Origin of the sequence: Mesorhizobium sp. B2-3-10 (genome assembly GCF_006442275.1) — a bacterium.
Classification (GTDB): domain Bacteria; phylum Pseudomonadota; class Alphaproteobacteria; order Rhizobiales; family Rhizobiaceae; genus Mesorhizobium; species Mesorhizobium australicum.
Genome location: NZ_VFVT01000006.1, coordinates 1 through 24,392, shown reverse-complemented (window position 1 = coordinate 24,392; position 24,392 = coordinate 1). Strand labels below are relative to the sequence as shown.

The 24,392-nt window shown below is 60.0% G+C and carries 26 protein-coding genes; 15 read left to right on the top strand and 11 right to left on the bottom strand.

The window, feature by feature from the left end:
- Positions 1 to 86 precede the first annotated feature (86 nt).
- The 10 genes from FJ943_RS18230 to FJ943_RS18185 all read left to right on the top strand — a co-directional run bounded on the left by FJ943_RS18230 (position 87) and on the right by FJ943_RS18185 (position 7,637).
- On the top strand, positions 87 to 341 hold the full coding sequence (locus FJ943_RS18230) for a hypothetical protein (RefSeq protein WP_140723558.1): 255 nt from the start codon (positions 87 to 89) through the stop codon (positions 339 to 341).
- Positions 319 to 1,140, top strand: a complete 822-nt coding sequence (locus FJ943_RS18225; protein ID WP_246671903.1) for a toprim domain-containing protein — start codon at positions 319 to 321, stop codon at positions 1,138 to 1,140. The genes FJ943_RS18230 and FJ943_RS18225 overlap by 23 nt, the downstream gene beginning before the upstream one ends.
- Complete coding sequence (locus FJ943_RS18220) at positions 1,140 to 2,294, top strand: AAA family ATPase (protein WP_140723555.1); 1,155 nt, start codon at positions 1,140 to 1,142, stop codon at positions 2,292 to 2,294. The genes FJ943_RS18225 and FJ943_RS18220 overlap by 1 nt, the downstream gene beginning before the upstream one ends.
- 327 nt (positions 2,295 to 2,621) lie before the next feature.
- Positions 2,622 to 2,972, top strand: a complete 351-nt coding sequence (locus tag FJ943_RS18215; protein ID WP_140723552.1) for a P27 family phage terminase small subunit — start codon at positions 2,622 to 2,624, stop codon at positions 2,970 to 2,972.
- 188 nt (positions 2,973 to 3,160) lie between these two features.
- The gene (locus tag FJ943_RS18210) at positions 3,161 to 3,490 is read left to right on the top strand and encodes a hypothetical protein (protein ID WP_140723549.1); all 330 of its coding nucleotides are present in this window, start codon (positions 3,161 to 3,163) and stop codon (positions 3,488 to 3,490) included.
- Between the two features lie 175 nt (positions 3,491 to 3,665).
- Positions 3,666 to 4,487: a hypothetical protein gene (locus tag FJ943_RS18205; protein WP_140723546.1), complete on the top strand. Its 822-nt coding sequence runs from the start codon at positions 3,666 to 3,668 to the stop codon at positions 4,485 to 4,487.
- Positions 4,488 to 4,972: 485 nt separating this feature from the next.
- The gene (locus FJ943_RS18200) at positions 4,973 to 5,596 is read left to right on the top strand and encodes a hypothetical protein (RefSeq protein ID WP_140723543.1); all 624 of its coding nucleotides are present in this window, start codon (positions 4,973 to 4,975) and stop codon (positions 5,594 to 5,596) included.
- A gap of 1 nt (position 5,597) precedes the next feature.
- The gene (locus FJ943_RS18195) at positions 5,598 to 6,149 is read left to right on the top strand and encodes a hypothetical protein (protein WP_140723540.1); all 552 of its coding nucleotides are present in this window, start codon (positions 5,598 to 5,600) and stop codon (positions 6,147 to 6,149) included.
- A 164-nt stretch (positions 6,150 to 6,313) separates the two neighbouring features.
- Positions 6,314 to 6,832 (top strand): HK97 family phage prohead protease, encoded by a 519-nt coding sequence (locus FJ943_RS18190; protein WP_140723537.1) that lies wholly within the window; start codon positions 6,314 to 6,316, stop codon positions 6,830 to 6,832.
- A 499-nt stretch (positions 6,833 to 7,331) separates the two neighbouring features.
- Positions 7,332 to 7,637: a hypothetical protein gene (locus FJ943_RS18185; protein ID WP_140723534.1), complete on the top strand. Its 306-nt coding sequence runs from the start codon at positions 7,332 to 7,334 to the stop codon at positions 7,635 to 7,637.
- Between the two features lie 8 nt (positions 7,638 to 7,645).
- On the opposite strand, the gene FJ943_RS18180 is transcribed toward FJ943_RS18185, so the two are convergent.
- Positions 7,646 to 8,452, bottom strand: coding sequence for a DUF4145 domain-containing protein (locus FJ943_RS18180; protein ID WP_181174579.1), 807 nt, complete (start codon positions 8,450 to 8,452; stop codon positions 7,646 to 7,648).
- Positions 8,453 to 8,552: 100 nt separating this feature from the next.
- Here FJ943_RS18180 and FJ943_RS18175 point away from each other — a divergent pair, with 100 nt between their 5' ends.
- The 5 genes from FJ943_RS18175 to FJ943_RS18160 are packed head-to-tail and all read left to right on the top strand — an operon-like array spanning position 8,553 to position 13,077.
- Entirely contained in the window at positions 8,553 to 8,813 is a 261-nt protein-coding gene (locus FJ943_RS18175) for a hypothetical protein (RefSeq protein ID WP_140723529.1), read from the top strand.
- Entirely contained in the window at positions 8,810 to 11,092 is a 2,283-nt protein-coding gene (locus FJ943_RS18170; protein ID WP_181174578.1) for a phage tail length tape measure family protein, read from the top strand. Before FJ943_RS18175 ends, FJ943_RS18170 begins: the two co-directional genes overlap by 4 nt.
- Complete coding sequence (locus FJ943_RS30170; RefSeq protein ID WP_281406174.1) at positions 11,092 to 11,223, top strand: hypothetical protein; 132 nt, start codon at positions 11,092 to 11,094, stop codon at positions 11,221 to 11,223. Before FJ943_RS18170 ends, FJ943_RS30170 begins: the two co-directional genes overlap by 1 nt.
- Before the next feature lie 11 nt (positions 11,224 to 11,234).
- Complete coding sequence (locus FJ943_RS29680; RefSeq protein WP_181174577.1) at positions 11,235 to 12,686, top strand: hypothetical protein; 1,452 nt, start codon at positions 11,235 to 11,237, stop codon at positions 12,684 to 12,686.
- The gene (locus tag FJ943_RS18160; RefSeq protein WP_140723523.1) at positions 12,679 to 13,077 is read left to right on the top strand and encodes a hypothetical protein; all 399 of its coding nucleotides are present in this window, start codon (positions 12,679 to 12,681) and stop codon (positions 13,075 to 13,077) included. Before FJ943_RS29680 ends, FJ943_RS18160 begins: the two co-directional genes overlap by 8 nt.
- On the opposite strand, the gene FJ943_RS18155 is transcribed toward FJ943_RS18160, so the two are convergent.
- From FJ943_RS18155 to FJ943_RS18110, 10 genes are all read right to left on the bottom strand, one after another.
- Entirely contained in the window at positions 13,019 to 14,059 is a 1,041-nt protein-coding gene (locus tag FJ943_RS18155; RefSeq protein ID WP_140723519.1) for an acyltransferase, read from the bottom strand. The genes FJ943_RS18160 and FJ943_RS18155 overlap by 59 nt on opposite strands.
- Complete coding sequence (locus FJ943_RS18150) at positions 14,056 to 14,541, bottom strand: hypothetical protein (protein ID WP_140723516.1); 486 nt, start codon at positions 14,539 to 14,541, stop codon at positions 14,056 to 14,058. Before FJ943_RS18150 ends, FJ943_RS18155 begins: the two co-directional genes overlap by 4 nt.
- Before the next feature lie 894 nt (positions 14,542 to 15,435).
- Entirely contained in the window at positions 15,436 to 15,603 is a 168-nt protein-coding gene (gene rpmG, locus FJ943_RS18145) for a 50S ribosomal protein L33 (RefSeq protein ID WP_006201775.1), read from the bottom strand.
- Positions 15,604 to 15,757: 154 nt separating this feature from the next.
- Positions 15,758 to 16,216 carry a hypothetical protein gene (locus FJ943_RS18140; protein ID WP_140723513.1) on the bottom strand — a complete coding sequence of 153 codons (459 nt, stop codon included), beginning with the start codon at positions 16,214 to 16,216 and terminating at the stop codon, positions 15,758 to 15,760.
- A 114-nt stretch (positions 16,217 to 16,330) separates the two neighbouring features.
- A complete protein-coding gene (locus tag FJ943_RS18135; RefSeq protein ID WP_015317632.1) occupies positions 16,331 to 17,509 on the bottom strand; it encodes an MFS transporter in 1,179 nt (392 codons plus the stop codon).
- A gap of 76 nt (positions 17,510 to 17,585) precedes the next feature.
- A complete protein-coding gene (locus tag FJ943_RS18130) occupies positions 17,586 to 18,326 on the bottom strand; it encodes an NUDIX hydrolase (protein ID WP_015317633.1) in 741 nt (246 codons plus the stop codon).
- A gap of 73 nt (positions 18,327 to 18,399) precedes the next feature.
- Entirely contained in the window at positions 18,400 to 18,834 is a 435-nt protein-coding gene (locus tag FJ943_RS18125; protein WP_015317634.1) for a DUF983 domain-containing protein, read from the bottom strand.
- A complete protein-coding gene (gene rnr, locus FJ943_RS18120) occupies positions 18,834 to 21,140 on the bottom strand; it encodes a ribonuclease R (protein WP_140723510.1) in 2,307 nt (768 codons plus the stop codon). The genes FJ943_RS18125 and rnr overlap by 1 nt, the downstream gene beginning before the upstream one ends.
- A 6-nt stretch (positions 21,141 to 21,146) precedes the next feature.
- Positions 21,147 to 23,768, bottom strand: coding sequence for a type I DNA topoisomerase (gene topA, locus FJ943_RS18115; RefSeq protein ID WP_140723507.1), 2,622 nt, complete (start codon positions 23,766 to 23,768; stop codon positions 21,147 to 21,149).
- A gap of 344 nt (positions 23,769 to 24,112) precedes the next feature.
- On the bottom strand, positions 24,113 to 24,392 hold a 280-nt coding region (locus FJ943_RS18110; protein ID WP_140661186.1), incomplete at its 5' end, for a hypothetical protein.

Genomic DNA, 24,392 nt, shown 5'->3' with positions numbered 1-24,392 from the left:
CGGCAAGTGCCGTGGGCGGGCAACCACAAAAGACGACCGGACCCAACCGGCGCCGCAACCCCATACGATAACGGGAACACAGACCTTTGAAAATTCTGGACATCAGACCTGCGCCGCCTGGCGTGGGGCGAACTATTGCGCACTTCGACCTGCAACTGACCGACGAGTGCAGGCTCTATGGCGTCCGCCTCATCAGTGGCGATGGTGGAAAATACCTATCCTACGCGCCCAACAGCCATGGAACGCGCGTGGCCACCTTCACCCGTGACCTAGCAGAACAAATCACGCGCGCCGCGAGCGAAGCATGGAGCCAGTACATTGCACAGCATCACCAGCATTAAATCTGCAGCCCTTGCCTTGGGTGGCGACGCATACGGTCGCAACCGCATCTCATGCCCAGGCCCGGGTCACGGTCGGCACGATCGCTCGTTGAGTATCATCTTCACCGACAATGGATTTGTCTGCGAATCTTTCGCGGGCGACGATTGGAAGGAATGCCGCGACCATATCAAAGCAGTGCTCGGCCTATCGGACGAGCGGCCGAAGCCCATCAGCGAACCAGCGACGGACTACTCCGTCTTGGTCGACCAAGAGCGTCGCGTCGACATCGCTGCCAGCATCTGGGCCGAGACCGTCCCGCTACCCGGCACCTTGGCCGAACGATACCTTGCCTCCCGAGGCATTGCCTATGGCGGCGAGGCGCTGCGCTATCATCCGGCCAAGCGCATGATGGTCGCCATGATGACAGATGCCCTCACGGGCGAGCCCTGTGGCATCCACAGGACCTTTCTGGACGGGCACGGCCGTAAGGTTGACCGGAAGATGCTAGGGCGCGCCGCTGGCGCTGTTGTGCGCCTGGCCGACGATGCCGACGTTACCGATGGGCTTGGTATCGCTGAAGGCATCGAGACGGCCCTGCGCGCGCCGTTTTGGCCTATGTGGGCATGTCTATCTGCGGGAACGATGAAATCCTTGCCGGTCCTTGAGGGCATCACATCCCTGTCAATCTTCGCCGACCAGGACAGGGCCGGATTGGCAGCCGCCAATGAGTGTGGCCAGCGATGGCACTCTGCCGGCGTCGAGGTCACCATGGCCGCACCGCTTAAGGGCGACTTCGCCGACCTGCGCGAGGCCGCTTGATGCCCGCCATTCCTCAAATCGAAGTGAAGAATGAACCCGGTAAGCCGTTCAAGGCGCTGGAGCCTGCAAATGACAACAGTGCCATCCAGCTCCTATCCTACGAAGAGTACAAGGCACAGGAGCACGGGACAGCTGATGCAATCATCAAGGGTCTTGTTCGAACCGGCACGCTGATAGCGGTGGGTGGAAGGCCAGGCGCCGGCAAGACCGCGCTCATGGTGGCGATTGCCGATACGCTGGACAAGGGTGAGCCGTTCCTTGGCCGTGAAACGCGCGAAACGACCGTCGCCTATATCGCCGCGGAAGACGGTGGCGACGTTGCCAACCGCCTTGAAGCCATCAGGAACACCAGCATCAAGATAGTGAAGTCGCCAGATGGGTTCCCCCTCACCAATCCGAAGCGGGCCAAGGCCATAGCGCTGGAGGTGGTCAAGCTTGCGAGAGCACTCGACCCTGAACGGCATATCATGCTCGTGGTCGACACCTTCAGGGCGGCCCTTGGGGGTCAATCGGTGCTGGACGACAAGTTCACCTCGCCGGCATTGAACGCGCTTCGCGAGGTGGCGGAGGCCGAAGGCATCGTTATCGCTGTGTTGAACCACACAAACCGCGAGAACCATAAGGCGACCAAGGGCGAGACGCTTGAGGCCGTGACGGCGTTGGAGCTTGTGCTGCTGGACGGTGACGGCGATTGGTACACTATCTATGTCGGCAAGAACCGAAGCGGCCCGAACCATCGCAACATCGGCCGCGTGAAATACACCTCCGTCCAGATAGGTGATGTTACCGCAGCCATCATTGACGAGATGGTGGCGGACGACACGCCGGCAAGCGATGAGCCGAAAACGAGGAAGCCCAGCGCGAACGCCACCCTTCTTAGGGATATCGTTACGACCGCGATGATGGACTCAAGGGACCATGTGACGCCCTTCGGCGTAGATGGTCCACGCGTCAAAGTGGTTGCCATCTCGGCCCTTCGCGAAACCTTCTACGAGCGGAAGGTCGGCGTGGCAGACAGTAAGCTCAAGGCGTTCAATCGGTCGTTAGAATATTGGCTTCGCGAGAAATGGCTGGTGAAGGGCGACTTTGGAATTGAGGGAGCCGTCTGGTTCGCAAACAAGGCGGATGAAGCCGGACACTTTAGGGAAAGCTAATACACAGCAGCCAAGCCGGACGGACAGTTCCCCAACCAAACAACTGTCCGTCCTGTCCGGTTCGTGAGAGCCGGACGGACAGGAGGAAGGTATAGGAAGTTGTCCGTCCTGTCCGGCACCGCGGAAACCTGCCATGCACGGCAATGATGCGCTGCACAGCGGCCGATGGTGCAGTGCGGTAGGGGGGTGAATCAGGGCTTACCACCGCGCCGACTACGGACCGCCGCGCCCCAAGAGTAACCATCAACGTTGCCCCGGTTCAAAATATATTCGGCCATCGTCTTGCCCAGCAAGGCTTTGCGGCCAGGAACATAGGAAAATCACCATATGAAAACCGGCGATAATCGGCCGAAACCGCCCGCAAACTTGCGGCCAGCTACGAAAAGATGGTTCAAAAGCGTACTGGACGACTACGATCTCGAAGGCCATCACATTCGGCTGCTCATCCTTGCCGCTGAGGCCTGGGACCAAAGCCAGATCGCCCGCGAGGTGCTGGATAAGGACGGCCAGACGTTCAATGATCGATTTGGCCAGCCTAAGGAACGCCCCGAAATTGGAATCCTCAACAATGCCCGTATCGCCTTCGCCAGGCTGATCCGGGAGCTTGCTCTTGACGTCGACACTCCTGAGGCACCGAGAGCTCCACGTACGCGCGATTACGGCGCGAGGGCTGCCTGATGCCGGTTCGCAAACGAAGGGACCGCCGCAAAGACGGCATGCCGGTCGAAGCGCTACGGCGTGTATGGGCGCTCTGGCATCGGACTGTCTTGACCGAGGCCGAGAAAGACGAGTTGGCGAGGTTAGAAGTGGAATGCGAAGCGGCCGGCTACGACCCGCTTCTCGCCTGGTGCTGAAGGAGAGATGCCATGCCCGTTAGACGCCGACTAGACAGACGCCGCAATCACAATATCCCGATCGAAGACGCGGACTTATTGATGCGTGGTGGTCGCGACTACTTCGAAACGCTACCTACCTACGGTTTCGATCCAGCACCGCGACCGGGCCTGATTGAGGACTCGACGATGCTGGCGATATGGGCTGACTGGGCCGGTGAGCTAGAGACGGTTTGGAAGGATCCGCGTTCGCCCTTTTACATGTGGCCGGAGCAATCGGAACCGCACATTTATCAGGTGCTGCGCGACCACGACATGCTGGCGACGAACGGCAAACGGAGGGTGGGCGGCCGGAGGCACTGACGGATGCCAACCGCCGCGGCCTTTATGGCCTAGACTGGAATAAAACCGCTGTCTCTACTACCTATGGTGTTTGCAGGGCGTTTCGGCGCTAGATAATGCGAATGCCGCACCAATGCGGCAAGGCCGGGTGCCGAGGGGCGCCCAACACAGACCTCAAAAATCGAGCAACTCCCATATGGAATCCCAAATTGCCGGCGCAACGCCGGATGGCGGCCGCATTGCGGCCAATGACAATCGCCCGACCCGCAAAGAAATCCTCTACGCGACCGACGCCTTTCTGAAGGCCAATCCAGAACCGCATCCACCTGCAGTCCGGATCAGATACCGCGGCACCCGGCCAGCCATGAATTGGCTTGCAAAGCATGATGCCATTGGCGCCGCTTCGCTGTGGCGCATCGCACGACAACGTCGGCAAGAGGTTGCGAATGATAACCGATCCGACGCCGAGGGTTTGGGCATTGATCGTAGAAAGGACGGCAAGCCACGCGGAAGGAACCCGGATCCACGCTCGCTCGACGCCTACTTGGCGATACCCGCCGTGCAGCCGCGTCTTGGCGATAGGGAGCCAGAACCAACATACGCGGGACTGTGGGATGGGGGCTCCCGCGGCATCACGATCAAGTGCCAGGACTGGATTCACCCAGATGCTGCATTCACCGATGCAACACGTTTTAGCTTTCATCCGGCTGAGATTGCTACGGGTGCAATCTTCCTTGGCTCGGTGGGCGGATTAGGTCAGCCAAAGATGGGCAAACGCCGCGGCGACACCCGCAGACTGGACGAACCGAAGACACCCGCACCCAGCGAAGAGATCGACACCGTAATTGAGACGATACTTTCAGGTGGCAACGTTGCCGACGTCGGTAAGGCTCTTGGCGCGAAGGGTGGTGGCGCCGACCGCAAAGGCGGGAAGTCGTTACGAGCCGCTGGAGCCTGGGCATCGGCCGCGATCGTAGGCAGCGAGCTACTGCGCCATTCGAGGATAAAGGCTGCATAGTCACCAATGGAGCAACAGATTTAGAATAAGGGGCAGCACCGCAATGAGTTTGAACACCTCCTCACGTGAGAGGTGCCACCATTTTCGTTTTTTGGGAGACGGCCTGCGCATACAATTCTCCATTTGAAAAATTCAAATCGAGAATCCTTTCGGGCCGATTTCTTATGTGACACCCTCGATGGTTGGTTTCGCAAGCAGTTTCTTTTGAAAAATTTGTCGGGTACCGGGAGTTCGGTCCAGAAACTCAATAAGCGCTTGATTGACTTGACTATTATCAGCCTGTGAATTTCGGGCACGCGCCCAGCAATGGACGTGCGGATGACCAAGGTGCCAAATCGTGGCCTCCAAAAACCTATAGGGCAACAGACAACGAAACAGAGGCCGTCCGCGTAAAGTGAGCGGCCTTTTTCTATGGGCTATCAGGTTTCGCTCGATTCCTGGTAGTGCGCCGCGCGCCTCCCTCATCGTGCGGCACCTATCCGTCATTGCGCAAGAGCGCAGGCGGCATCCGCTCGCACCTTCGGGTGCGGGCTTTTTTGCGCCTTGCATTCGCAAAAAGCGCATCTAACCAAAGGACAAAATACGATGGCCAACGCGTGGCGGCTCTCAGTAAATATTGCGGCTTTCAGGCCGCTCGCACCCGAACGGTCGCACGGCGTCTTCTAGAAGACGGCATTCTGACGCCAGGCGCACCTGGCGTTGCGGTGCAAATCAGCGAAGCGGACTTTGTGTTGTTGCTGATGGGCGTAGCATCAGGAGCTCCACTTCGCGCCGTGGCGGATGTGACAGCCAAACTTATCGGATGCGTTCTGTCGGGTGTGGACGTCAGCATCATGCCCGAGTCAATCCGGCCGGGCGAGTCGCTAGCCTTCGACCGTTTGCATGACCTCGTTTGGAATGCAGCCCACGGTGATGGCCAAATGCGTTTCGATGTCGAAGTGGTCGAGACATTCCCGGAAATAGCCTTCCGCAGGCCAGATGGCGTTGCCCGTTTCATCCCGCCGGGAACGGCCGCAGGCTACTGGCAGAGTAGCAAGCAGCGTCGGTCAACTATCATCCCACACTCCGCCCTACTCTTAGCGGCGACAAACCTCTTTGGAGAAAAATGACATGGCCAAATCGCCAATCACCATCCCGTCAATGATTGAAGCTGATGCCGACTACGCCGACCTCGTCGCACGACAGACCAGCATCAATGAGCGGATCGGAGAGATCCGTCGTGAGCTAGCTGAAACTCAGGCCGCCATTTCTGCCGAACAGGCCACCGCTGGCCCGCGCCTTCGCGCGCCCATTGCCGAGCTCGTCGGAGACGCTGATGCAGCCGCCGTCGATCGTCGCAAGAAATTGAGCGACCTTCGACATCAGGAGAGCGATCACGAGGAGGCAAACAGCGTAATCCAACGCCGAATCTACGACCGTCGAAGCTTCGCCTCAAGGGCAGTCATTGCGGCCGTACGCGCCGAGATTGATGCTCGCGTCAGCGCTGTTGTCGCCGCAACTGAGGCGGCACTTACCGCGCAAGCTGATCTTGAGTCGCTCATCCGCGACCTAGAGGCGGAAGGCGTCGAAGCGGACTCCCTGCGTTCGGGTGTCGTGCCATTCTTCCTTACAAGCGGTCAGGCAACCCGGTATGTGGCTGAGCATGGTGGTAAAAATGGTTGAGCGCCGCGAATATGAAAAAGCTGCAGGCGATACCACTCTCAAGCGCCGGCAACTGGTGAAGCTGCCAGGTGAAACGCGGCACAGGGAATGCTCCGATAGCGCGGAAGTTATTGCTCGGAAGATACGCCTAAACAAAGCCGAAAGGCGCCTCAGGAGCCTAAAGTATGGCTGAACCTTTCATCTCAGGCTATGCAATACAATGGGATCGCCCTGCCATCATTGGTGGCCAGTGGGAAGAGCGGTTCGCGAAGGGCTCATTAGATAAGTCTTTGCGAGACTTTCCCGATGTCGTAGCGCTATGGGGTCACGCTCACAGCAAGCCGCTCGGCCGCGTTGGGAACGGTACGCTGCAGGTGAAGTCAGATAGCATTGGGCTATGGTTCGCACTAACCCCAAATCCTGACTCTCCTATGGGTCAGGAGGCGCTGGCTACAGTTGGTCGCGGTGATCTGGGCGAAGTGAGTATAGGCTTTATGAGCGAAGTCTCTGACTGGGACGACTCAACAGACATGCCGCGTAGAAACGTCACGCAGGCGAGACTGTACGAGCTGAGCTTGGTCACATGGGGCGCCTTTGGCAAGGACACGTCGGCCACGCTAACGCGCTCTGACAACCACTCTGCCGCCAAGCGTCGCTTTCTGGCGAAGGCTGAGGCAGCTATGCGGTTGAGGGGGATTGTGTAAACCGATCGAGACTTGCCCCTTCCAAATGCAAAGAAACAATGATTTCTTAGCGTTAGCGAGGGGGCAATTGCGACATGGATTATGATGGAAGGCTGACGCCAGAAGAGCGTGAGCGGGCGGTAAATTGGATAAACAATAGAGCTCCGAGGCTGGCTTGCCCTTCTTGCGGGCAAAAGAACTTCTCACTTGCCGAAAATTATATCGCGCCGCCAATCTGGTACGGTGGCAACATGATGGTGGGCGGAACCACTTATCCGATGTTTCTACTGATTTGCACAAATTGTTCGCACACAATGACTTATAGTGCGATAGCATCCGGAGTTATGATCCCTCCGACGCCACCAGCGGACAATTCATCTTCAGCAAAGGTGGAGGACTCCAAATGAGTCCAACCTCCACTACAACTGCCGACTCTCCGCCTAGCATCACCACAGGAGAGAGCGGGAAACTTGAATCACCAGCGCAGCGATTCAGCATGCCTGACTACGTGGATTGGCACATGATTCTCGACCATGAATTGTCCCAGCTGACGCGGCCAGAAACCGGAGTGATAGGCTCAGTCGGGTTTGTAGGGTTAGGTGGAGCGATCGGCTTCCTTCCAAGTTTTGTCGCCATCATGTCGTACACTGAGGCCACGCCCCCAAAGCCAACAGCACCCCCCGACATCATGCCAGCTCTATGTTTCGTCGCGTGCGGGGTTATAGCGGTTATCTGCCTGGTCATTTTTGGCCTGAGCGTCTACCGCAACAAAGGCCTGGCTGGAAATATTCGCGCAAGGAAGAAGCAGCGACTTCCGGTGGCTTAACTTTCGGTTTAACCAGCGCTCTTGTCCTCGATCTGCTTCGGCGCATCGCGTTTTTCTATAGCCTGTTTCGCGCGGTCGGGTAGCCCATCAAACATCGCATTAATGTGCTTTGGCTGGCTGATGAGGACATCCGCAACTAGGTTGACTAGGCCAAAAAGCTTCTCCGCGGTAGCGCGATCATCCTTCAGGTCAATTTGGCCCGGGTGTACCGCGTTGTTCCCGACCACTCGGACAACGTCCAATGCCTTCTGGATGCGAGGGTCTAGTCCCTTCTTCACCAATGAGGCTATATCAGCATCGATGTTTTTCCCATTTTCCCCAAGATGAACACAAAGGCGCTGGACGGCCTGTCGCAGCAGTGCGGCCGCGCTTCTTGGTGAAGTATTGAGAACCAATCCAGCCTCGTCGTAGTCGGCGCGTACATCATCTGGAAGGTCGAGGTTTGGCTCGGGGGCCTCGGTCGCGGCGGGCCACACCATTCGATTATATATCCAGATCGATATTTTGTCACAATTAAAGCACCTCGACAAATGCAAATTTAATATATCGAGGCTCTTGTAGTTGCGATTTTCATCCAAAAACGGCATTCCGGTCGCTAATTCAGCTAATTTCTTCTTTAGAGCCCCGATATTTTCTTTGTCAACTTTGGAAAAATCAAAGGTACTGACGTTATCCCGGCTCCATATCCGCGGACTTTGATCCTTATTTAGTGGGCTACACGACGCAACGTGCCAAAATTGCTTAGCGAGTGCCGAGCAATGGGGGCAGTTGAACGCCGTCAAATTTACTGACGGGGGAACATACTTACCACTCATTTTCATCCTGCCTAAGCTCAAACAGCAAGCATAACCCCAGCCTCTGTTGCCTAGCAATCTGCGGCCGAAAGAACGCGGTCTTTTTCACAAGGAAATCCCCATGCCCACCCAACGCGCCACCGCGCGGCGCACCCGCGCGCCAAAAATCAACACAGACCAGGCGGCCATCGCCGCCATTGAAAACGCCGTTGCTTCGGCCTCTGTCAGCGGCCTTATCGATGGACTACGCGCCGCGGCATTCAGCGACGGCTACATCGCCGCGTCGCTGCTTGCCGGCGCCACAACGCTAATTCGCGGCATGCCGACCAAGCAGCCATGGTCCGCACTGCTGTCACAGATGGCAATGGAGGTCGCGCGGTGAGCGATAAGACCGACGACCTTCTAATTTCCGTTTCTACCGACCTAAGCACCGTCAAACGGCAACTGCGCCAGCTAACAGCCGATATCGGACAGACCACATCTGGCATCCAGAAGCAGTGGGCGGCCACGGGCGCAGCCATTGACAAATCCATCAATACAACCGGTGTCCAGAAGCAAATCAATGATCTGGTCGGCATCACGGAAAAGGCGGGCAAGCAGTGGGGTGGAGTCCTGGCCGCTCAAGGTGCGGAACTGGAAAAGCTCCGCGCCAAATTCAACCCGGTTTTCTCCACCATCAAGAGCTACCAAGCGTCTGTCGTTGAAATACAGACGGCGCACCGTCTGGGGGCGATATCCGCAGATGAAATGACCGCCGCGATTGGCCGCGAGCGCACAGCGGCGCTTGCCTCGATCGAGGCGATCAAGAAGCGTAACTTAGTGTTGGCTGATACGCCAAGTTTGAAGCGATCGGGCGCCAACACCTTCAACACCGCCAACATTGCAGCACAGTTCCAAGACATCGGTGTTACGGCTGCAATGGGCATGTCGCCCATACAGATTGCCCTTCAGCAGGGTACGCAGCTTTCGTCTGTACTTGGGACTATGGGCGGAACGAAGGGCGTAATTGAAGGTCTTGGCGCCGCATTTACTTCCATTATTAGTCCCGTCTCGCTGGTGACGATCGGTGTCGTTGGACTGACTGCGGCCGCTATCGAATATTTCACGAGCTTCGCTTCCGGGTCGGACAAAAATGCCGAGACGCTGAAGGCCGAAGCCGAACTCATTCAGCAGGTAGCCTCGAAGTGGGGCGACGCACTTCCAGGCATTAAAGCATATGCCGACGAACGGGCCAGGCTTGCCGACCAAGGGGACGTCCAAGGCGCGGCCCGCGCGGTTATCGAAGGGTCATTTGAAGGCGCCCGGACTAGCATTAACGACGTGCGGTCGGATCTCGGTCAACTGATTGACGACCTGACGACCATGGGCGGCAGGGAGGCGGACCTCGGCAAGCTCCAGGCAGCTTTTGGCGCACTGGACAGCAAGGTTGCCGACCAGACCGCGACCGCCGAAGATGCTAAGACCGTCCAGGCTGCTCTGGCCGACATTCAAGTTAGCACTGGCATTCCCGCCGCAAACGATCTCGCCATAGCATTCGGCAATCTCGCCGCGGCAATCGGCACCGCATCGGCCGCGGCGCAAAAGGCCCGTATTGATGCGGCTCAGGCCGCGCAGATACTGTCTCCGCTTGGCACCTTACCGCCAATCTTTAGCGGCGGCGGCGGGTTTCAGGACGAAAATCAGGTCCAAACAGATCGAGCCAACGCGACCAAATCGAAATTCCAGTTGGAACTCGAGAAAGCCGCGAAGCGCGGCAGTGGTAGCAAGGCCCCCGCAAAAACAGCTGACGATCGGTTTTTCGAGGACATCGAGGCCATCCGCCAGCGGACTATTGCCCTGACGGAAGAGCAAAGCGTACTTGGCCTGTCGTTCGAAGCCCAAACCAAGCGCAAGGTTGCGTTTGATTTGGAAACCACCGCTCTAAAACAGGTCCGCGAGGAGGCCCGCAAAAAGGGCGACACGGATTGGCAAAATGCCCAACTAACACCTGACCAAATCGCTAAGATCGATGCTGTTTCGGAAGCTTATGCCCGCCAGGCTGACGCGCTGAAGAAGGCGCAGGAGATGCAGCAATTGCAGCGCGACGTGCTGCAAACGGCGTTCGATGATTTGCGATCTTCGCTCGAGCAGGGTCAGTTGAATTGGCAGACGTTCGGCAAGATCGCTGAGGACGTCCTAGACAAGATAATTGATAAGATCGAAGGCGATCTGATCGACAGCATCATGCAGGCGTCTTCTGCCGGCGGTAGCGGGTTGCTTGGCTCTGCGCTTAGCTGGTTGACCGGCGGCGGTGGTGGCTCAAGCCAACCGCCAATCGTCGGCGGCGATCCATGGGCAGGCATGCGCGCGGCGGGCGGCCCCGTTACCAAGGGCCTGCCTTATCTTGTTGGCGAGCATCGGCCAGAAGTGTTTGTGCCGAACGAGTCAGGGAACATCCTGCCTAGAATTCCAAGCCTCCAGGCGGGCGGTGGCGGTGGTGGCACACAGGCTGTCAGCATCAATGTTCGGGTCGATGGCGCCACAGGCAACACGGAGGTGATGCAAATGGTCGCCGCAGGTGTTCAGCGCGGGATCGGTCAGTTCGCCAAATCACCAGCCTTCACGTCGGCCACGGTCAAAAGTCTGAAGGACTTCAGGGTCACGTCGGGAGGGCAGTTCTGATGAACAACGAGAGCAACACGCCGCAGCCACCACCCGTGACGCAGGAAGAAGCGCTCGCATCGCTCGAGCGCACCCTAGCCGCCATTGTAGCGCGCACTGCAGAACTTCGCGCCAGGCGCGCCAAAAAGTAAGGAATTCCCCCATGACCATCTACACAACCGGCACGGTTTCCGTGTCGAATGGCAGCGCTGTGGTTACGGGCAGCGGCACGGCTTGGGCTGTTGCGCTTGTCAACGACGGCCTGTTCTCTAGCGCAGGCGTGTCTATCCCGATTGCCTCGGTTACGGACGACACACACCTTACGCTCGCGTATGCGTGGCCTGGCACCACGACGGCTGGCGTGGCTTATGCGATCGATCGCGCTAATTCCGATGCGGCCAGCGTTGTCGACCTTTATGACAAGCTCACGCGCATCCTAGTAACTCTATCGCTGGCCGGCATCACGCCGGATGCTTCCGGTTCGCTTACGGACAGAGCCGCAATCACGCTTGGCGTCGGCGATAAGGGCTTCCTGTTCCTCTATGCCGAGGTCGGTTTCGACCTGGCCTTCTATCGCTGGAGCGGAACGGCATGGCAGGGGCCATTCGCGGTCAAGGGTGGCGTTGGTCCCCAAGGCAATCCAGGAATAGGCAGCGGCGGACTCGGGCTCCCGACGCCTGGCGCAGCGAACAAGTTTGCCTACTACACCGGCCCCAACGCGCTCGCGCTGACGGACTTTACCGCGCTAGCCCGCACGCTGCTGGCGTCCACCTCTCTGTCCGGCTTGCAGGCCGCCGTCGGCGTCCGCGAGGTCCTCACTGCGGCTCGGACCTATTACGTGCGCGCTGACGGCAACGACGGCAATAACGGTCTGGCGAACAGCTCGGGCGGCGCCTTCCTGACGGTCCAGAAGGCAATCAACGCCGCCGCCATGCTCGACACGTCGATCTACGATGTGACGATACAGATCGGCGCGGGCACCTACGATGTCGGCAACATCGGGCTGATTGCCAAGCCTTGCGTCGGCGGCGGCTCAGTCATCATCGTCGGCGATGAAACAACGCCATCAAATATCAAGCTGCGCACGACCGGCACATTGTCGGGCAATGTCGCATGCCTGATCAGCCAGAACCTCTCGACCATCTACAAGGTCCGCGGTGTTCGGTTCGAATCGACTGCAACCGGCAATGCCTTTGGCTTGCTTGCGGTCGGTTCGTCTCGAGTGGAATTTCAGAACATCGATCTCGGCACCGGCTTGCTGCAACACCTGCGCGCGGAGGACGGCGGATTGCTCGTCGCGACCGGTCCTTATTCGGTCAGCGGCAGCACCCAGGCGGGTGGGTTCCATTGGGCGGTTGTCGGCGGCGCCGTCATCCGAGTGCAGACCAAAACCGTCACCTTTTCAGGCACATTGTCGTTTGGCACCTTTGCGCTGGCCACGACGGGCAGCATCATGTTCGTTAACGGCAATACGTTTGCCGGATCGGCCGGATCAGTTACCGGGACGCGATATTTGTCGGACGGGAACTCGATCATCAGCACATCTGGTGGCGGTACCACCTATCTTCCAGGTTCCACGGCAGGCTCTGAAACCAATGGTGGCCGATATGTCTGATGACTACAATCCGAGCGATTGGCACTGGATCGTCGGGAATGACGAAACACGCTTTTGGTCCAGCGCGTCGGCAGCCTATGTCGACGCATTACCGGAGGGCGCCGGCGCGACCCGCATTGCCAGCGAGGATGAGCTTTGGGACGTCTTGCGCGCGCAGTTCCCTGGAGGTCTTCCTGAGGCGCAGCTGCCGCCTCGCCTTGTGCCGAAACGTGTAATCATCGACCGACTCCATGCCGCCGGGCTTCTTGAAGCCGCAAAGGCAGCGATCGACGCGGCCGATCTCTATACGCAAGAGCGCTGGAATACGCGCACGGACATCTATGCCAATGATCCTACGGCGCTGGCGATGCTGGCCGCGATTGGCGGCGATCCGGCAGTGATATTCGCTTAGAGAGGCCGACGAAACGCGCTCCATTCAACGCGCGCCTGGCAGGGGCTTCCACGAAAAAGTAAGACAGGGTCGCGGCCCCGACGGATGCAATCATCACTGCCGGGACGAACGTCCAATTGCTGCTTGCAAGAGAGGTCTGCGCGAAGGCCGCAATGATCGGCGCATGCAGCAGATAGAGTGAATAGGAGACAGTTCCGAGATATTTCATCGGGGCGGATTCAAGGAACGACCCTTTCACATTGGCAGCCGTGAAAAGCAGCGCGCCGATGATGGCCATATGGATCGGTGAGGTCCAGACATCACCAACATAGAAACCGGCCAGGCCGACGATGCGAGGAAATGCCAGCACATACGCTGCCAGGCATACATAAACGCTCCATCCCGGCAATTGTCTCGCCGAACCGGCGATAACAATACCGAGCATGAAATATTGAAGGTGGTGCGGTAGCCACCTTTCCGACGTCATCCCTGCTAGCGAAAGCGCTGCCAGCACAACCATCGCCAACCATATCCAGCCGCGCCCGTAGCGCGCGACGACAAGCCAGAATAGCGGGAATAAAGCATAAAACTGCACCTCGACAGGCACGGTCCAAAGGAAACTTTCACCGTGCCAGAACAGGAGATGCTCCGCGAGATTTGACAGGTCGATCTTGTAGAGAAGTAGAGCCTGCAATCCCATGGTCAGCACGAATGACAAGCCGACCAGCAGAAGATAGAGCGGGAATACCCTCGCCGTTCGCCGCTGGTAAAAGCTGAGCACGGTCGAAGCCGTAGGCGCCTCGACCGTGTAGAGCCGCACCATCAGGAAGCCCGAGAGAGCAAAAAACAGCATGACGCCGAGTTGACCGGCGCCTTCACCTAGCACCGCATCGAATATCCGGGTCTGATTGCTGAGATGCGAAACAAGGACGGTCAGTGCAGCGAAGCCACGAAGGCCGTCCAATGCCGCAATGTGATTTCGTTCGCTCATTGCGCCGTTCATTTTTTGCCCGTCTCTTTACCCTTGGTTGAAGCAAGTCGCTGCTCCCGCTCTTTGCGGAGCATCTCTTTGCGCTCGAAAGTCCAGTACGCAGGGTCGCGGTTGGAGCGGTCTAGGTCCGCCAGCGTTTCTGTTGGATGCCTTACGCGTGATGGCTCCATACTCAACCACAATCGAAGGTCAGCCTTATAGATTTCCATCAGCGACTCATCGAGATCGTCGCGATAATCGGGTTCGACCTCTTTAACTATTAGGACCCAAACCAAGAGTTCGTTATTGGTCGCTTCCTCAATGTAATCGAGAAAATATCGCTCGACTACCTCTACGATGGACGTGCCGGCGCCATCGATCAGTAGGGCTATGCGATCCCCGAACACTGGAACAGTGTTACGAAACGACTCCAGAGGGATCGTGTCTCTCAAGCTGAACTTCCCGTCGTTGCCACGCTCTAAGAGAATCACGCTGTCAGCAACGTCGTACCCCATGAGCTACGACCGCAGCAACGCAGGGCAGGCACACAAGACCATTTCGATCATGGTGGCCAGCATAGCAAAGACGCCGCCAGAGTTCAAACTAGGCGTTTACGCAATTTTACTTTGACAGAACTTGCGTAAACGCCATGTCCATTTACTGGACGTGCAAAAGCGTTTCCCCTCGAGGGGAATGTTATTGCAAAATTAGAGAATCAGGAACAGCATGTCCGTGGGCGTGATAACCCGGACTAGCGATAGGCAGCACAGATTTGCAGTCAGTGCAGCCGAGGCGTGAGACCCCTTGCAGGGGGTCAAAACCGCATACGTGCGACCTGGCGGTCGCGCGAACCCGACCTTCATAGGCCGGGGGAGCGTGGCATGTCCAGATGGGAAACCATTAAAATCGCGCTGCCTGTCTCGCTGGCAGGTTATCACCCCCCGGCTTTTGGCGTCGTTAGTGCCATTGCGGGCCGTGATAGCCCATATCAGCGAAAGCAAAACAATGAACGTTCAAGAGGGGACTACCGCCACCACCAGCAGCGCGGCGTGGGGATTTAACAAAGGCCGCTGTGTAACCGGCGCAATGGGGCCATGCCTTGTGGTGGCTCGCTGCAAAGTACCGGAAGGCGAACTGTACAAAGTTCGGCCCTACGGCAAGGAAGGACCATGGCGCGACGTGACGTTTAGCGGTGCGGATCTGCGCAGCAGTGAGCTCGGTAGCGCGGACTGTGCTGGGTGTTTGATCAAGGCATTTTGTCCAGAACGGACATAGGCGACCATACTGGCCACCAGATTGGATATGGTGCAAAGTATGGTTTAAAAACAAATAGTCAATTAAATCAAGGCATTAAGGACGAAAAACGCCGCCCGATGGGCGGCGTTTGGCATTCCAGAGGAAAAACCAGATTACTTGATCTTGGTTTCCTTGAATTCGACGTGCTTCTTGGCGACCGGGTCGTACTTGCGGAACGACAGCTTGTCGGTCTTGGTACGGCTGTTCTTGCTGGTGACGTAGAAGAAACCGGTGTCGGCGGTCGACAGAAGCTTGATCTTGATGTTTGCGGCTTTGGCCATGATCTCAGTCCGTTATGTTCGTGGGGTTTTGGCCGCTGGAGCACGGGAAAACACCCGGACGCGGGAAACTTGGCGCGACACATAAAGAACGTGCCTGGAAAGTCAAGCCCGGCTGGCCTGATGTGGCCGGCCCAAGCTGCCCAGAACGCATAAATCAGGCGGTTTCCGCCTCGGATACCGCAACCTTCTTCCAGTCTCCGGTCGTGTTCCACCAGCGATTCGGATTGGCACGGTCGTCCAGCCCCTTGGAGCGGCTGGCAAGGATCGGCTGGATGCGGATCACCGGTTCCTGATAGGAATGCGCCTGGAAGATCGCTTCGACGACGCGGGCCGCCAGCGTCTGGTCGTCGGGCAGTTCGAACGAAACCTCGACCGTGCCCGGGCGGCGGCGCAATTCGGTCTCGGCGCCGGCCGCGGCCCCTTCAAGCGGCCTGTAGCGCTCGATGCCGTGTGCCGACTGATACGCGTTGCGGTCATATTTGCCCATGGCGAGCGGTGCGATCGCGACAACCGCGTCCATGATGCGGTCAACATCGGCAGCTGGAGCCTGGAAGGTTACAAGCAGCAGAAGCGTCATTCGCAGTGATGTGGTCTCAAAGCCGCTGTCGATCATGGCAGTGTCCTCAACTTCGGGTATCAGGGGACACTCTTTTAACCGGACGCTCCTGACACGGTTCTGTCAGCATCCGCCGCGGCGCGGCGGATAAGGGCACTCGACGGCACAGCGTTACAGCAGGAGCTTGCGCACGAGCCTGAAGCAGACCAGGGCGATGTAGGCGCCGAAGAACAGGCCGAGTGACCAGCCGAATCCGGAAGGCCCGAAACTGTCCATTCCGATGCCGATCGCCTGCGGGCCAAGCACCATGCCGACGCCGTAGCACAGCACGAAAGCGGCGTTGGCGGAGGCCAGTTCGTGGCCGGAGAGCTGCGAGCCGAGATGGGCGAGGCCGATCGTGTACATGGCGGCGACGACACCGCCCCAGACGAAGAGTAGCGCGGCCATCAAATGCCAGTTCGCGGCAAAGAACGGCATGAATATCGTGCCGACGAGGCCGACCGTGGCACAGGCGAGCAAGAGATAACGCCGGTCGGAGACGCGGTCGCTGATCATGCCGATCGGAATCTGCAACAGCACATTGCCGAGGCCGATCATGGTCAGCAGCAGCGCCGCGTCGGCTTCGGAATAGCCGATGCGACTGCCGTAGATGGGAAACAGCGCAAAGCCGCCAGTCTCGACCGCGCCGAACACGAGCACGGCGAAAGTCGCGGTCGGCACCAGCCAGATATAACGCAGGAAGTGGCTGGTTTCGCTGTCGGCCACGATGGTCGGGCTTTCGTTGCGCGCGGCGAGCACCGGTATGGCAGCCAGCGTCACCAGGGCAATGATGACGCCGAACGGCCTGAAGCCGGAGCTGCCGAGATGGGCGAACAGCCACGGCCCGGCGGCAAAGCCGAGCGACAGGACGGTGGCATAGATGCCAAGCACAAGGCCGCGCCGGTGTGGCGGCGCCGACGTGCTGATCCAGAATTCCGACAGGATGAACAGCACGGTCAGCGCGATGTGCAGAACGACGCGCAGCGGAAACCACATCCAGAAATCGGGCGCGAAATGGAAACCGACGAAGGCGAGCGCGCCGGTGGCAATCATGGCGATCATGGTCCAGGCGACGCCGAAGCGCATGGCGAGCGGCGTGGCCAGCGGCGCCCCGGCGATCGAGGCCACGCCGGCGACAGCCGTGTTCAGGCCGATCATCGAGGCCGAATGACCGCGTGTTTCCAGGATGACGCTGAGCAAGGGCATGCCGAGGCCAATGGCGATGCCGACGACGCTGATCGACGAAATCGCCGCCACCATCGGCAGCCAGTGTACGCGTTCGTCGCCCTGTGGTTGGGTATCGACCGTCATGGGATGCTGAATACTCTGTCTTTTTGATCTTGCGCAATTCCCGTGGGAAACCGCGGCACAGTGTTCCTGGAATTGCTTAGAGAAGTTCGCGGGTGAAGTGGTTGCGGACAAGCCGGTAGAAAGGGACAGGTCCGCCCGGACGCAGCAGCGGATCGTCGGCGAGCCGCTTTTCCAACTCGTCCAGGATCATTCGGGTGATGTCGGGTATGTCGGCCTGCTTGGCCTTGGCGAGCGGCAGCCAGACCAGTTCCTCCAATTCATTGGTCGGGCCGCCATCGGGCAGTTCGACGGCGACATCGCCACGCCAGGCGCTGAAGAAGCGGGTATCGAAGCGGCGTACCCGGTTCGGCGGCGTGATGGCGCGCGCGACGAAGCGCAATGCTTCCAGCGACGGTGCCACGCCATGTTCGACGAAACCCTGCCAATCGCGCCTGGTCGTGGCAAAGGCGCCTTTGCGGCCGATCAGCAGGCCGGCTTCCTCGTAGGTCTCGCGGACCGCCGACAAGGCAATGGCGCGGGCGCGGGCGCGGCTGGTGCGGCCGGGGCCGGCCGTCAGCTTGGCTTCTTCGTGCTGGTCAAGTGCCGTCGCTGTCGGTATGCGGCTGTCGGCAGGGTCGGTTCGGCCGCCGGGGAACACGAACTTGCCTGGCATGAAAGCGTGTGCGGCGTGGCGGCGCCCCATCAACACCAGGACGTCGCCGCCCTTGCGGTCGAGCAGGATGAGCGTCGCGGCGTCACGCGGACGCAGGCGCCCGCCGCCATGCGTGGCAAGACCCTTGTCGAGCTTGTCGGCATCCGCCTTGGTCAGTGCTTCCATGCGCAGGGACCTAGCGGAAACTTCTTGCATGCGAAAGTGGCCTTGACGATTGGCGTGTTGCGCCAGCGGCGCCTCAGGCGCCGTGGTGGGACTCCGTCCCATCCTTTTGGCCACCGAACCCGTGCATATAGAACGCCCATTGCAGTCCGATGACGGCACCCTTGACCGGTTGCAGCAGCGCGATGGAGAGCAGGATGGTCAAGGGCACCCATATTGCAATGTGCTGCCAGGTGGAGAGCGTCGAGGTCGCTTCCACGCCCATGAAGGCACCGAGAACGATATGGCCGACGATGACGATGACCAGGTAGGCCGGCAGATCGTCGGCGCGATGGTGATGGATCTCCTCGCCGCAGACGCTGCAGGTTTCGACAGTCTTGGTGAAGCCGCGGAACAGCTTGCCTTCGCCACAGTTCGGGCAGCGGCCCAAGAAGCCCCGCTTCATCGCCGTCCACAAGGGGCGGGCAACCCGGCCAGAGTGATGTTCGCCACCAAAAACCTGTTGTTCCATCATCGTCTCCTGCCGCGCGGCCCCGGTCGCGTTTGCGACGCACGGGCGCGGCCCTTAGCCTTGTGAAACGACCTGCTGGAGCCTGGCAGGGGCTTTGGGTCGGTCAACATTTCGAAGCGCATCGCGCCGGCCATTGGCGCCACCTCCACGAGCCGGACCTCGACGCGGTCCGCGAGCTGGTAGCCTTTGCCCGAGCGTTCTCCGAACAGGGAGCGGGCCATTTCATCGTATATATAGTAATCGCCGCCCAAAGTTGACACCGGGATGAAACCATCGGCGCCATATTGCGGCAATTGGACAAAAAGTCCTGATTTGGTGACGCCGGAGATGCGGGCGTCGAAGCGGTCGTCGATGCGCTCGGCGAGGTAGGCCGAGATCAGCCGGTCGACCGTGTCGCGCTCGGCAGCCATGGCGCGCCGCTCGGTGCCGGAGATCAGCACCGCAACATCTTCGAGGCGGGCCTCCTCATCCTGCGTCAGCCCGCCGGGGCCGAGACCGAGCGCGGCAATAAGTCCGCGATGCACGATCAGGTCGGCGTAGCGGCGGATCGGCGAGGTGAAATGAGCGTAACGGCTGAGGTTGAGGCCGAAATGGCCGATGTTCTTGGGTGAATATTCGGCCTGGCTCTGCGAGCGCAGCACCACTTCGTTGACCAGCGCCTCGTTGTCGGCGCCGCGCACACGCTCAAGAATGCCGTTGAACTGGCTGGGCCGCATCTGGGCGCCGCGTGCCAATGACAGGCTAAGCGTCTGCAGGAATTCGCGCAGCGATTCCTGCTTGGCCAGCGACGGCGCGTCATGGACGCGATAGACCAGCGCCTGCTTCTTGCCTTCCAGCGTTTCGGCCGCGGCGACATTGGCCTGGATCATGAACTCTTCGATCAACTTGTGGGCGTCGAGCCGCTCCGGCACGATGACGCGGTCGACCGTGCCATCCGGCTTGAGCAGGATCTTGCGCTCCGGCAGGTCGAGTTCCAGCGGCTGGCGGCCGTCGCGGCCGCGCTTGAGGATCGCATAGGCCTCCCACAGCGGCCTCAGCACAGTGTCGAGGATCGGGCCGGTCTTGTCGTCCGGAACACCGTCGATCGCGGCCTGGGCCTGGCTATAGGCCAGCTTGGCCGCCGACTTCATCATGACGCGGTGGAAGGAGTGCCTGATCTTTCTGCCCTCGGCGGAGAAAGTCATGCGCACCGCGAGTGCCGGGCGATCCTGACCCTCGCGCAGCGAACAGAGATCGTTGGAGATGCGCTCGGGCAGCATCGGCACGACGCGATCTGGGAAATAAACCGAATTGCCGCGCTTCAGCGCTTCGCGGTCGAGCGCCGTGCCATGGCGGACATAGGCCGCGACATCCGCGATGGCGACCGTCGCGATGACGCCGCCGGGGTTCTTCTCGTCGAGATCAGGGGTGGCGAAGACCGCGTCGTCATGGTCCTTGGCGTCGGCCGGATCGATGGTAACCAGCGGCAGGTCGCGCCAGTCCTCGCGATGGTCAAGCGTCGCGGGCTTCACCGCCTCGGATTCGGCAATGACGTCGGCCGGGAAAATGTGGGGAATGTCGTGCGCGTGGATGGCGATCATCGAAACCGCCTTTTCGCTGGTCAGCGAACCCAGCACATTCAGCACCTTGGCGCGGGGCAACCCAAAGCGGGAGGCTCGCGCTGGCTCGACTTCGACAAGATCGCCGTTTTTGGCGCCGTTCTGGAATTCCTTGTCGACGATCAGCTCGGGCTGGCGCCGTTCCACCGGCTCGATGCGGAAGCTGCCGTCCTGAAGCACGCGAAAGACGCCGAGGACAGCGTCCGTGCGCTTCTCGAAGATCTTGATCACCCGGCCGGTATAGGCAGGCCCTGACGGATCGTCGGTCGGGAAGGTTTTGGCCAGCACGCGGTCGCCGATGCCTGGCGCGGGACCGTTGCCGCTGCGCGAAACGCGGATCGAGACCACGGGAGGCTCGCCCGGACCGACTGCCTCGGCCGGGTGCGCCAGCAAGATGCCATCGCCGTCGCGGCCAAAGATGTCAAGCACGGCGACATGGGGTAGGGCGCCGACCCGGGCTAACCGCTTGCGCTCCTTGGTCAGAACGCCTTCGTCCTGCAGGTCGCGCAGGAGATCCTTCAGCCAGATGCGGTCGTCGCCGCGCAGCGCGAACGCCTTGGCGATGTCGCGCTTTCCGGCGCGATCTGGGTTTTCGGCGATATAGCGCAGGATTTCGTCGCGCGAGGGCCGATAATCGTCCTTGACCTTGGCCCGGGTGTCGGCGGTGCGGGGATCGCCGTGACTTCTTCCGGTGATCCTGCGCGCCACGCCGTTCTAACCTTTTTTCTTCGCGGCCGGCTTCTTGGCCGCTGTTTTCTTGGCGGCGGGGGCTTTGGTTGCCGCCGCCTTGCGGAACGGCTTCTTGCCACCGCCGCCCTTAGCTTCCTTTTCGGCGATCAGCGCCAGCGCATCCTCGATCGTCACCGATTGCGGATCCTTGCCCTTGGGCAGCGTGGCGTTGACCTTGCCGAAATTGACGTAGGGGCCGTACTTGCCGTCGCGCACGACGATCTTGCCGCCGCCATCCGGATGGTCGCCAAGCTCCTTCAGAGCCGCAGCCGTGCCACCATTGCGGCCACCCTTGCCCTTGGACTGCTTCTCGGCAATCACCGTGACGGCACGGTTGAGGCCAATGGAAAACACATCCTCGATGCTGTCGAGATTGGCGTAGGTGCCATCGTGCAGCACGAACGGCCCGTAACGGCCGAGGCCGGCCGAGATCATCTTGCCGGATTCGGGATGTTTGCCCACGTCGCGCGGCAGCCCCAGCAAGGCGAGCGCCTTCTCATGGTCGATGGAATCAGGCGTCCAGCCCTTGGGCAGGCTCGAACGCTTTGCCTCCTTGCCGTCGCCGCGCTGGATGTAGGGGCCGAAGCGGCCCGAGCGCAGCGTGATTTCCTCGGCCGTATAAGGATCCTTGCCCAGCACCTTGGTGCCGTCCTCGCCGCCGCCATTCTCGCCATTGGGATTGGCGGCGTCGCCGAGCTGGCGGGTGAAGGAGCATTCGGGATAATTCGAGCAGCCGACGAAAGCGCCGAACTTGCCGAGCTTCAGCGACAGATTACCGGTGCCGCATTTCGGGCAGATGCGCGGGTTGGAACCGTCCTCGCGGGCGGGAAAAACCAGCGGCGCCAGTTCCTCGTTCAGCGCATCGAGCACATCGGTGACGCGCAGCTCCTTGATGTCGGCGACGGCGCCCGAAAAATCCTTCCAGAAATCACGCAGCACGTCCTTCCAGGCGAGCTTTCCGTCGGAGATCTCGTCGAGCTTTTCTTCCAGCGATGCCGTGAAGTCATACTCTACATAGCGCTCGAAGAAGCTTTCCAGGAAGGCCGACAGCAGGCGGCCCTTGGCCTGCGGCACCAGCCGGCGCTTGTCGATGGTGACGTAGTCTCGGTCCTCGAGCGTCTTCAGGATCGCGGTGTAGGTCGAGGGGCGGCCGATGCCGAGTTCTTCCAGCTTCTTGATCAGCGACGCCTCGGAGTAGCGCGGCGGCGGCTCGGTCGTGTGCTGGGTGGCATTGATCGCGCGGCGGGCAAGCTGCTCGCCGGAGCGGATCTCCGGCAGACGGCGGTTTTCCTCGTCTTCGGCGTCGTCGTCCTTCTGATCGGTGTAGGCGGCGATGAAGCCGTCGAAGCGAACGACCGAACCGACAGCGCGAAGTTCAGCGGTGCGGGCGCCATTCAGCGCCTCGATCTCGACAGTGGTGCGCTCGATCTCGGCCGACTGCATCTGGCTGGCGATGGCGCGCTTCCAGATCAGTTCGTAAAGCCGCATCTGGTCGGAATCGAGATATTGCCTGACCGATGCGGGGGTGCGCATGAAATCCGTCGGCCGGATGGCCTCGTGCGCTTCCTGCGCGTTCTTGGCCTTGGCGGTGTATTGGCGCGGCTTCTCCGGCAGGTACTTCGGGCCGAATTCCTTTGCGATGGCATCGCGCGCGGCGTCGATCGCCTCGGGGGCCATCTGCACGCCGTCGGTTCGCATATAGGTGATCAGGCCGGTGGTCTCGCCGCCGATCTCCATGCCCTCATAGAGCCGCTGGGCCACCTGCATCGTGCGCGTGGCCGAGAAGCCGAGGCCCGATGAGGCAGCCTGCTGCAATGTCGAGGTGGTGAAGGGCGGGCCGGGGTTGCGCTTGGTCGGCTTGGCTTCGACGGACAGCGCCTTGAAGGTGGCGCCTTCGAGCATCGCCTTGATGTCGTCGGCTTGTGCCTTGTTGGTAATGTCGAGCTTTTGCAGCTTCTTGCGCTCGAAGGCGGTGAGGCGGGCTTCGAAGGTCTCGTTGCGCGGCGTGCCGAGGAGAGCTGATATCTGCCAGTATTCCTCGCGGATGAAGCGCTCGATCTCGGATTCGCGGTCGCAGACCAGGCGCAGCGCCACCGACTGGACGCGGCCGGCGGAGCGGGCGCCCGGCAATTTGCGCCACAGGACAGGCGACAGGGTGAAGCCGACGAGATAGTCGAGCGCGCGGCGGGCCAGATAAGCGTCGACCAGCGGCGCATCGATCTGGCGCGGATTGGCCATCGCCTCCAGCACCGACGATTTGGTGATGGCGTTGAAGACGACGCGGCTGACCGGCTTGTCCTTCAGCGCGCGCTTCTGCTTGAGCACTTCCAGAACGTGCCAGGAGATGGCTTCACCTTCACGATCCGGGTCGGTGGCGAGGATCAGGCCGTCGGCGTCCTTGACTGCCTTGGCGATGTCGGCGAGCCGCTTGCCGGAGGCGGTGTCGACCGCCCAGGACATGGCAAAATCCTCATCCGGGCGCACCGAGCCATCCTTGGCCGGCAAATCGCGGACATGGCCGAACGAGGCCAGAACCTTGTAGTTCCTGCCCAGATATTTGTTGATTGTTTTTGCCTTGGCCGGCGATTCGACGACGACGACGTCCATGAGGTCTCATATCAGCTGTGATGCGGCAGAAGAATTCCGCTGCGCGCGACGAAATCTCGGTTCTGTTCGTCGCTCACATGGCCGCGCTTTTGCATCCGGTCAAGGGCAAGCGCCCAAATTGCGGGGCCGCCGACAGCAATACACTCTAAGAGTGTATGGAGAACATCACATATTTTAGAATGAGTGGGCGCAAGCCTCGGAAGATTGGGAGAGGTTCAATTTGTTGCTGGTCCAATCGGCCTGGAATGGGTCAAGTCGAGTCCGTGACGGCCCGGCCGCCGGACTTGGAGGGATGCCCGGCGGCCGGTGAGAAGTCCCGTTTGGCGGAACTCCCGATGGGGAAATCAGTCCGCCTTGACAACGTGCCAGACGCCGGCGACGCCATCACCGGTCACGTCGCCGGCCTTCTTGTCCTTGATGAAGGTGTAAACCGGCTTGCCGTCATAGGCCCACATCTTGGTGCCGTCGGTACGGTCGACGACGCTCCATTCATCGTCCGCCTTGGCGCCCGCCTCGGCCTTCAGCGGCGGCCAGTTGGTGGCGCACTTGTCGTAGCAGTTGGTCTTGCCCTTCTCGTCCTTGTCATAGGTGTAGAGCGTCATGCCATTGGCGTCGGTGTAGATC

Excerpts from the sequence above, each read along its gene's own strand:
- FJ943_RS18220 (WP_140723555.1), top strand. The coding sequence starts at position 1,140 with ATGCCCGCCATTCCTCAAATCGAAGTGAAGAATGAACCCGGTAAGCCG.
- FJ943_RS18215 (WP_140723552.1), top strand. The coding sequence starts at position 2,622 with ATGAAAACCGGCGATAATCGGCCGAAACCGCCCGCAAACTTGCGGCCA.
- FJ943_RS18210 (WP_140723549.1), top strand. The coding sequence starts at position 3,161 with ATGCCCGTTAGACGCCGACTAGACAGACGCCGCAATCACAATATCCCG.
- FJ943_RS18205 (WP_140723546.1), top strand. The coding sequence starts at position 3,666 with ATGGAATCCCAAATTGCCGGCGCAACGCCGGATGGCGGCCGCATTGCG.
- FJ943_RS18195 (WP_140723540.1), top strand. The coding sequence starts at position 5,598 with ATGGCCAAATCGCCAATCACCATCCCGTCAATGATTGAAGCTGATGCC.
- FJ943_RS18190 (WP_140723537.1), top strand. The coding sequence starts at position 6,314 with ATGGCTGAACCTTTCATCTCAGGCTATGCAATACAATGGGATCGCCCT.
- FJ943_RS18185 (WP_140723534.1), top strand. The coding sequence starts at position 7,332 with ATGATTCTCGACCATGAATTGTCCCAGCTGACGCGGCCAGAAACCGGA.
- FJ943_RS18180 (WP_181174579.1), bottom strand. The coding sequence starts at position 8,452 with ATGAGTGGTAAGTATGTTCCCCCGTCAGTAAATTTGACGGCGTTCAAC.
- FJ943_RS18175 (WP_140723529.1), top strand. The coding sequence starts at position 8,553 with ATGCCCACCCAACGCGCCACCGCGCGGCGCACCCGCGCGCCAAAAATC.
- FJ943_RS30170 (WP_281406174.1), top strand. The coding sequence starts at position 11,092 with ATGAACAACGAGAGCAACACGCCGCAGCCACCACCCGTGACGCAGGAA.
- FJ943_RS29680 (WP_181174577.1), top strand. The coding sequence starts at position 11,235 with ATGACCATCTACACAACCGGCACGGTTTCCGTGTCGAATGGCAGCGCT.
- FJ943_RS18160 (WP_140723523.1), top strand. The coding sequence starts at position 12,679 with ATGTCTGATGACTACAATCCGAGCGATTGGCACTGGATCGTCGGGAAT.
- FJ943_RS18155 (WP_140723519.1), bottom strand. The coding sequence starts at position 14,059 with ATGAACGGCGCAATGAGCGAACGAAATCACATTGCGGCATTGGACGGC.
- FJ943_RS18150 (WP_140723516.1), bottom strand. The coding sequence starts at position 14,541 with ATGGGGTACGACGTTGCTGACAGCGTGATTCTCTTAGAGCGTGGCAAC.
- rpmG (WP_006201775.1), bottom strand. The coding sequence starts at position 15,603 with ATGGCCAAAGCCGCAAACATCAAGATCAAGCTTCTGTCGACCGCCGAC.
- FJ943_RS18140 (WP_140723513.1), bottom strand. The coding sequence starts at position 16,216 with ATGATCGACAGCGGCTTTGAGACCACATCACTGCGAATGACGCTTCTG.
- FJ943_RS18135 (WP_015317632.1), bottom strand. The coding sequence starts at position 17,509 with ATGACGGTCGATACCCAACCACAGGGCGACGAACGCGTACACTGGCTG.
- FJ943_RS18130 (WP_015317633.1), bottom strand. The coding sequence starts at position 18,326 with ATGGAAGCACTGACCAAGGCGGATGCCGACAAGCTCGACAAGGGTCTT.
- FJ943_RS18125 (WP_015317634.1), bottom strand. The coding sequence starts at position 18,834 with ATGGAACAACAGGTTTTTGGTGGCGAACATCACTCTGGCCGGGTTGCC.
- topA (WP_140723507.1), bottom strand. The coding sequence starts at position 23,768 with ATGGACGTCGTCGTCGTCGAATCGCCGGCCAAGGCAAAAACAATCAAC.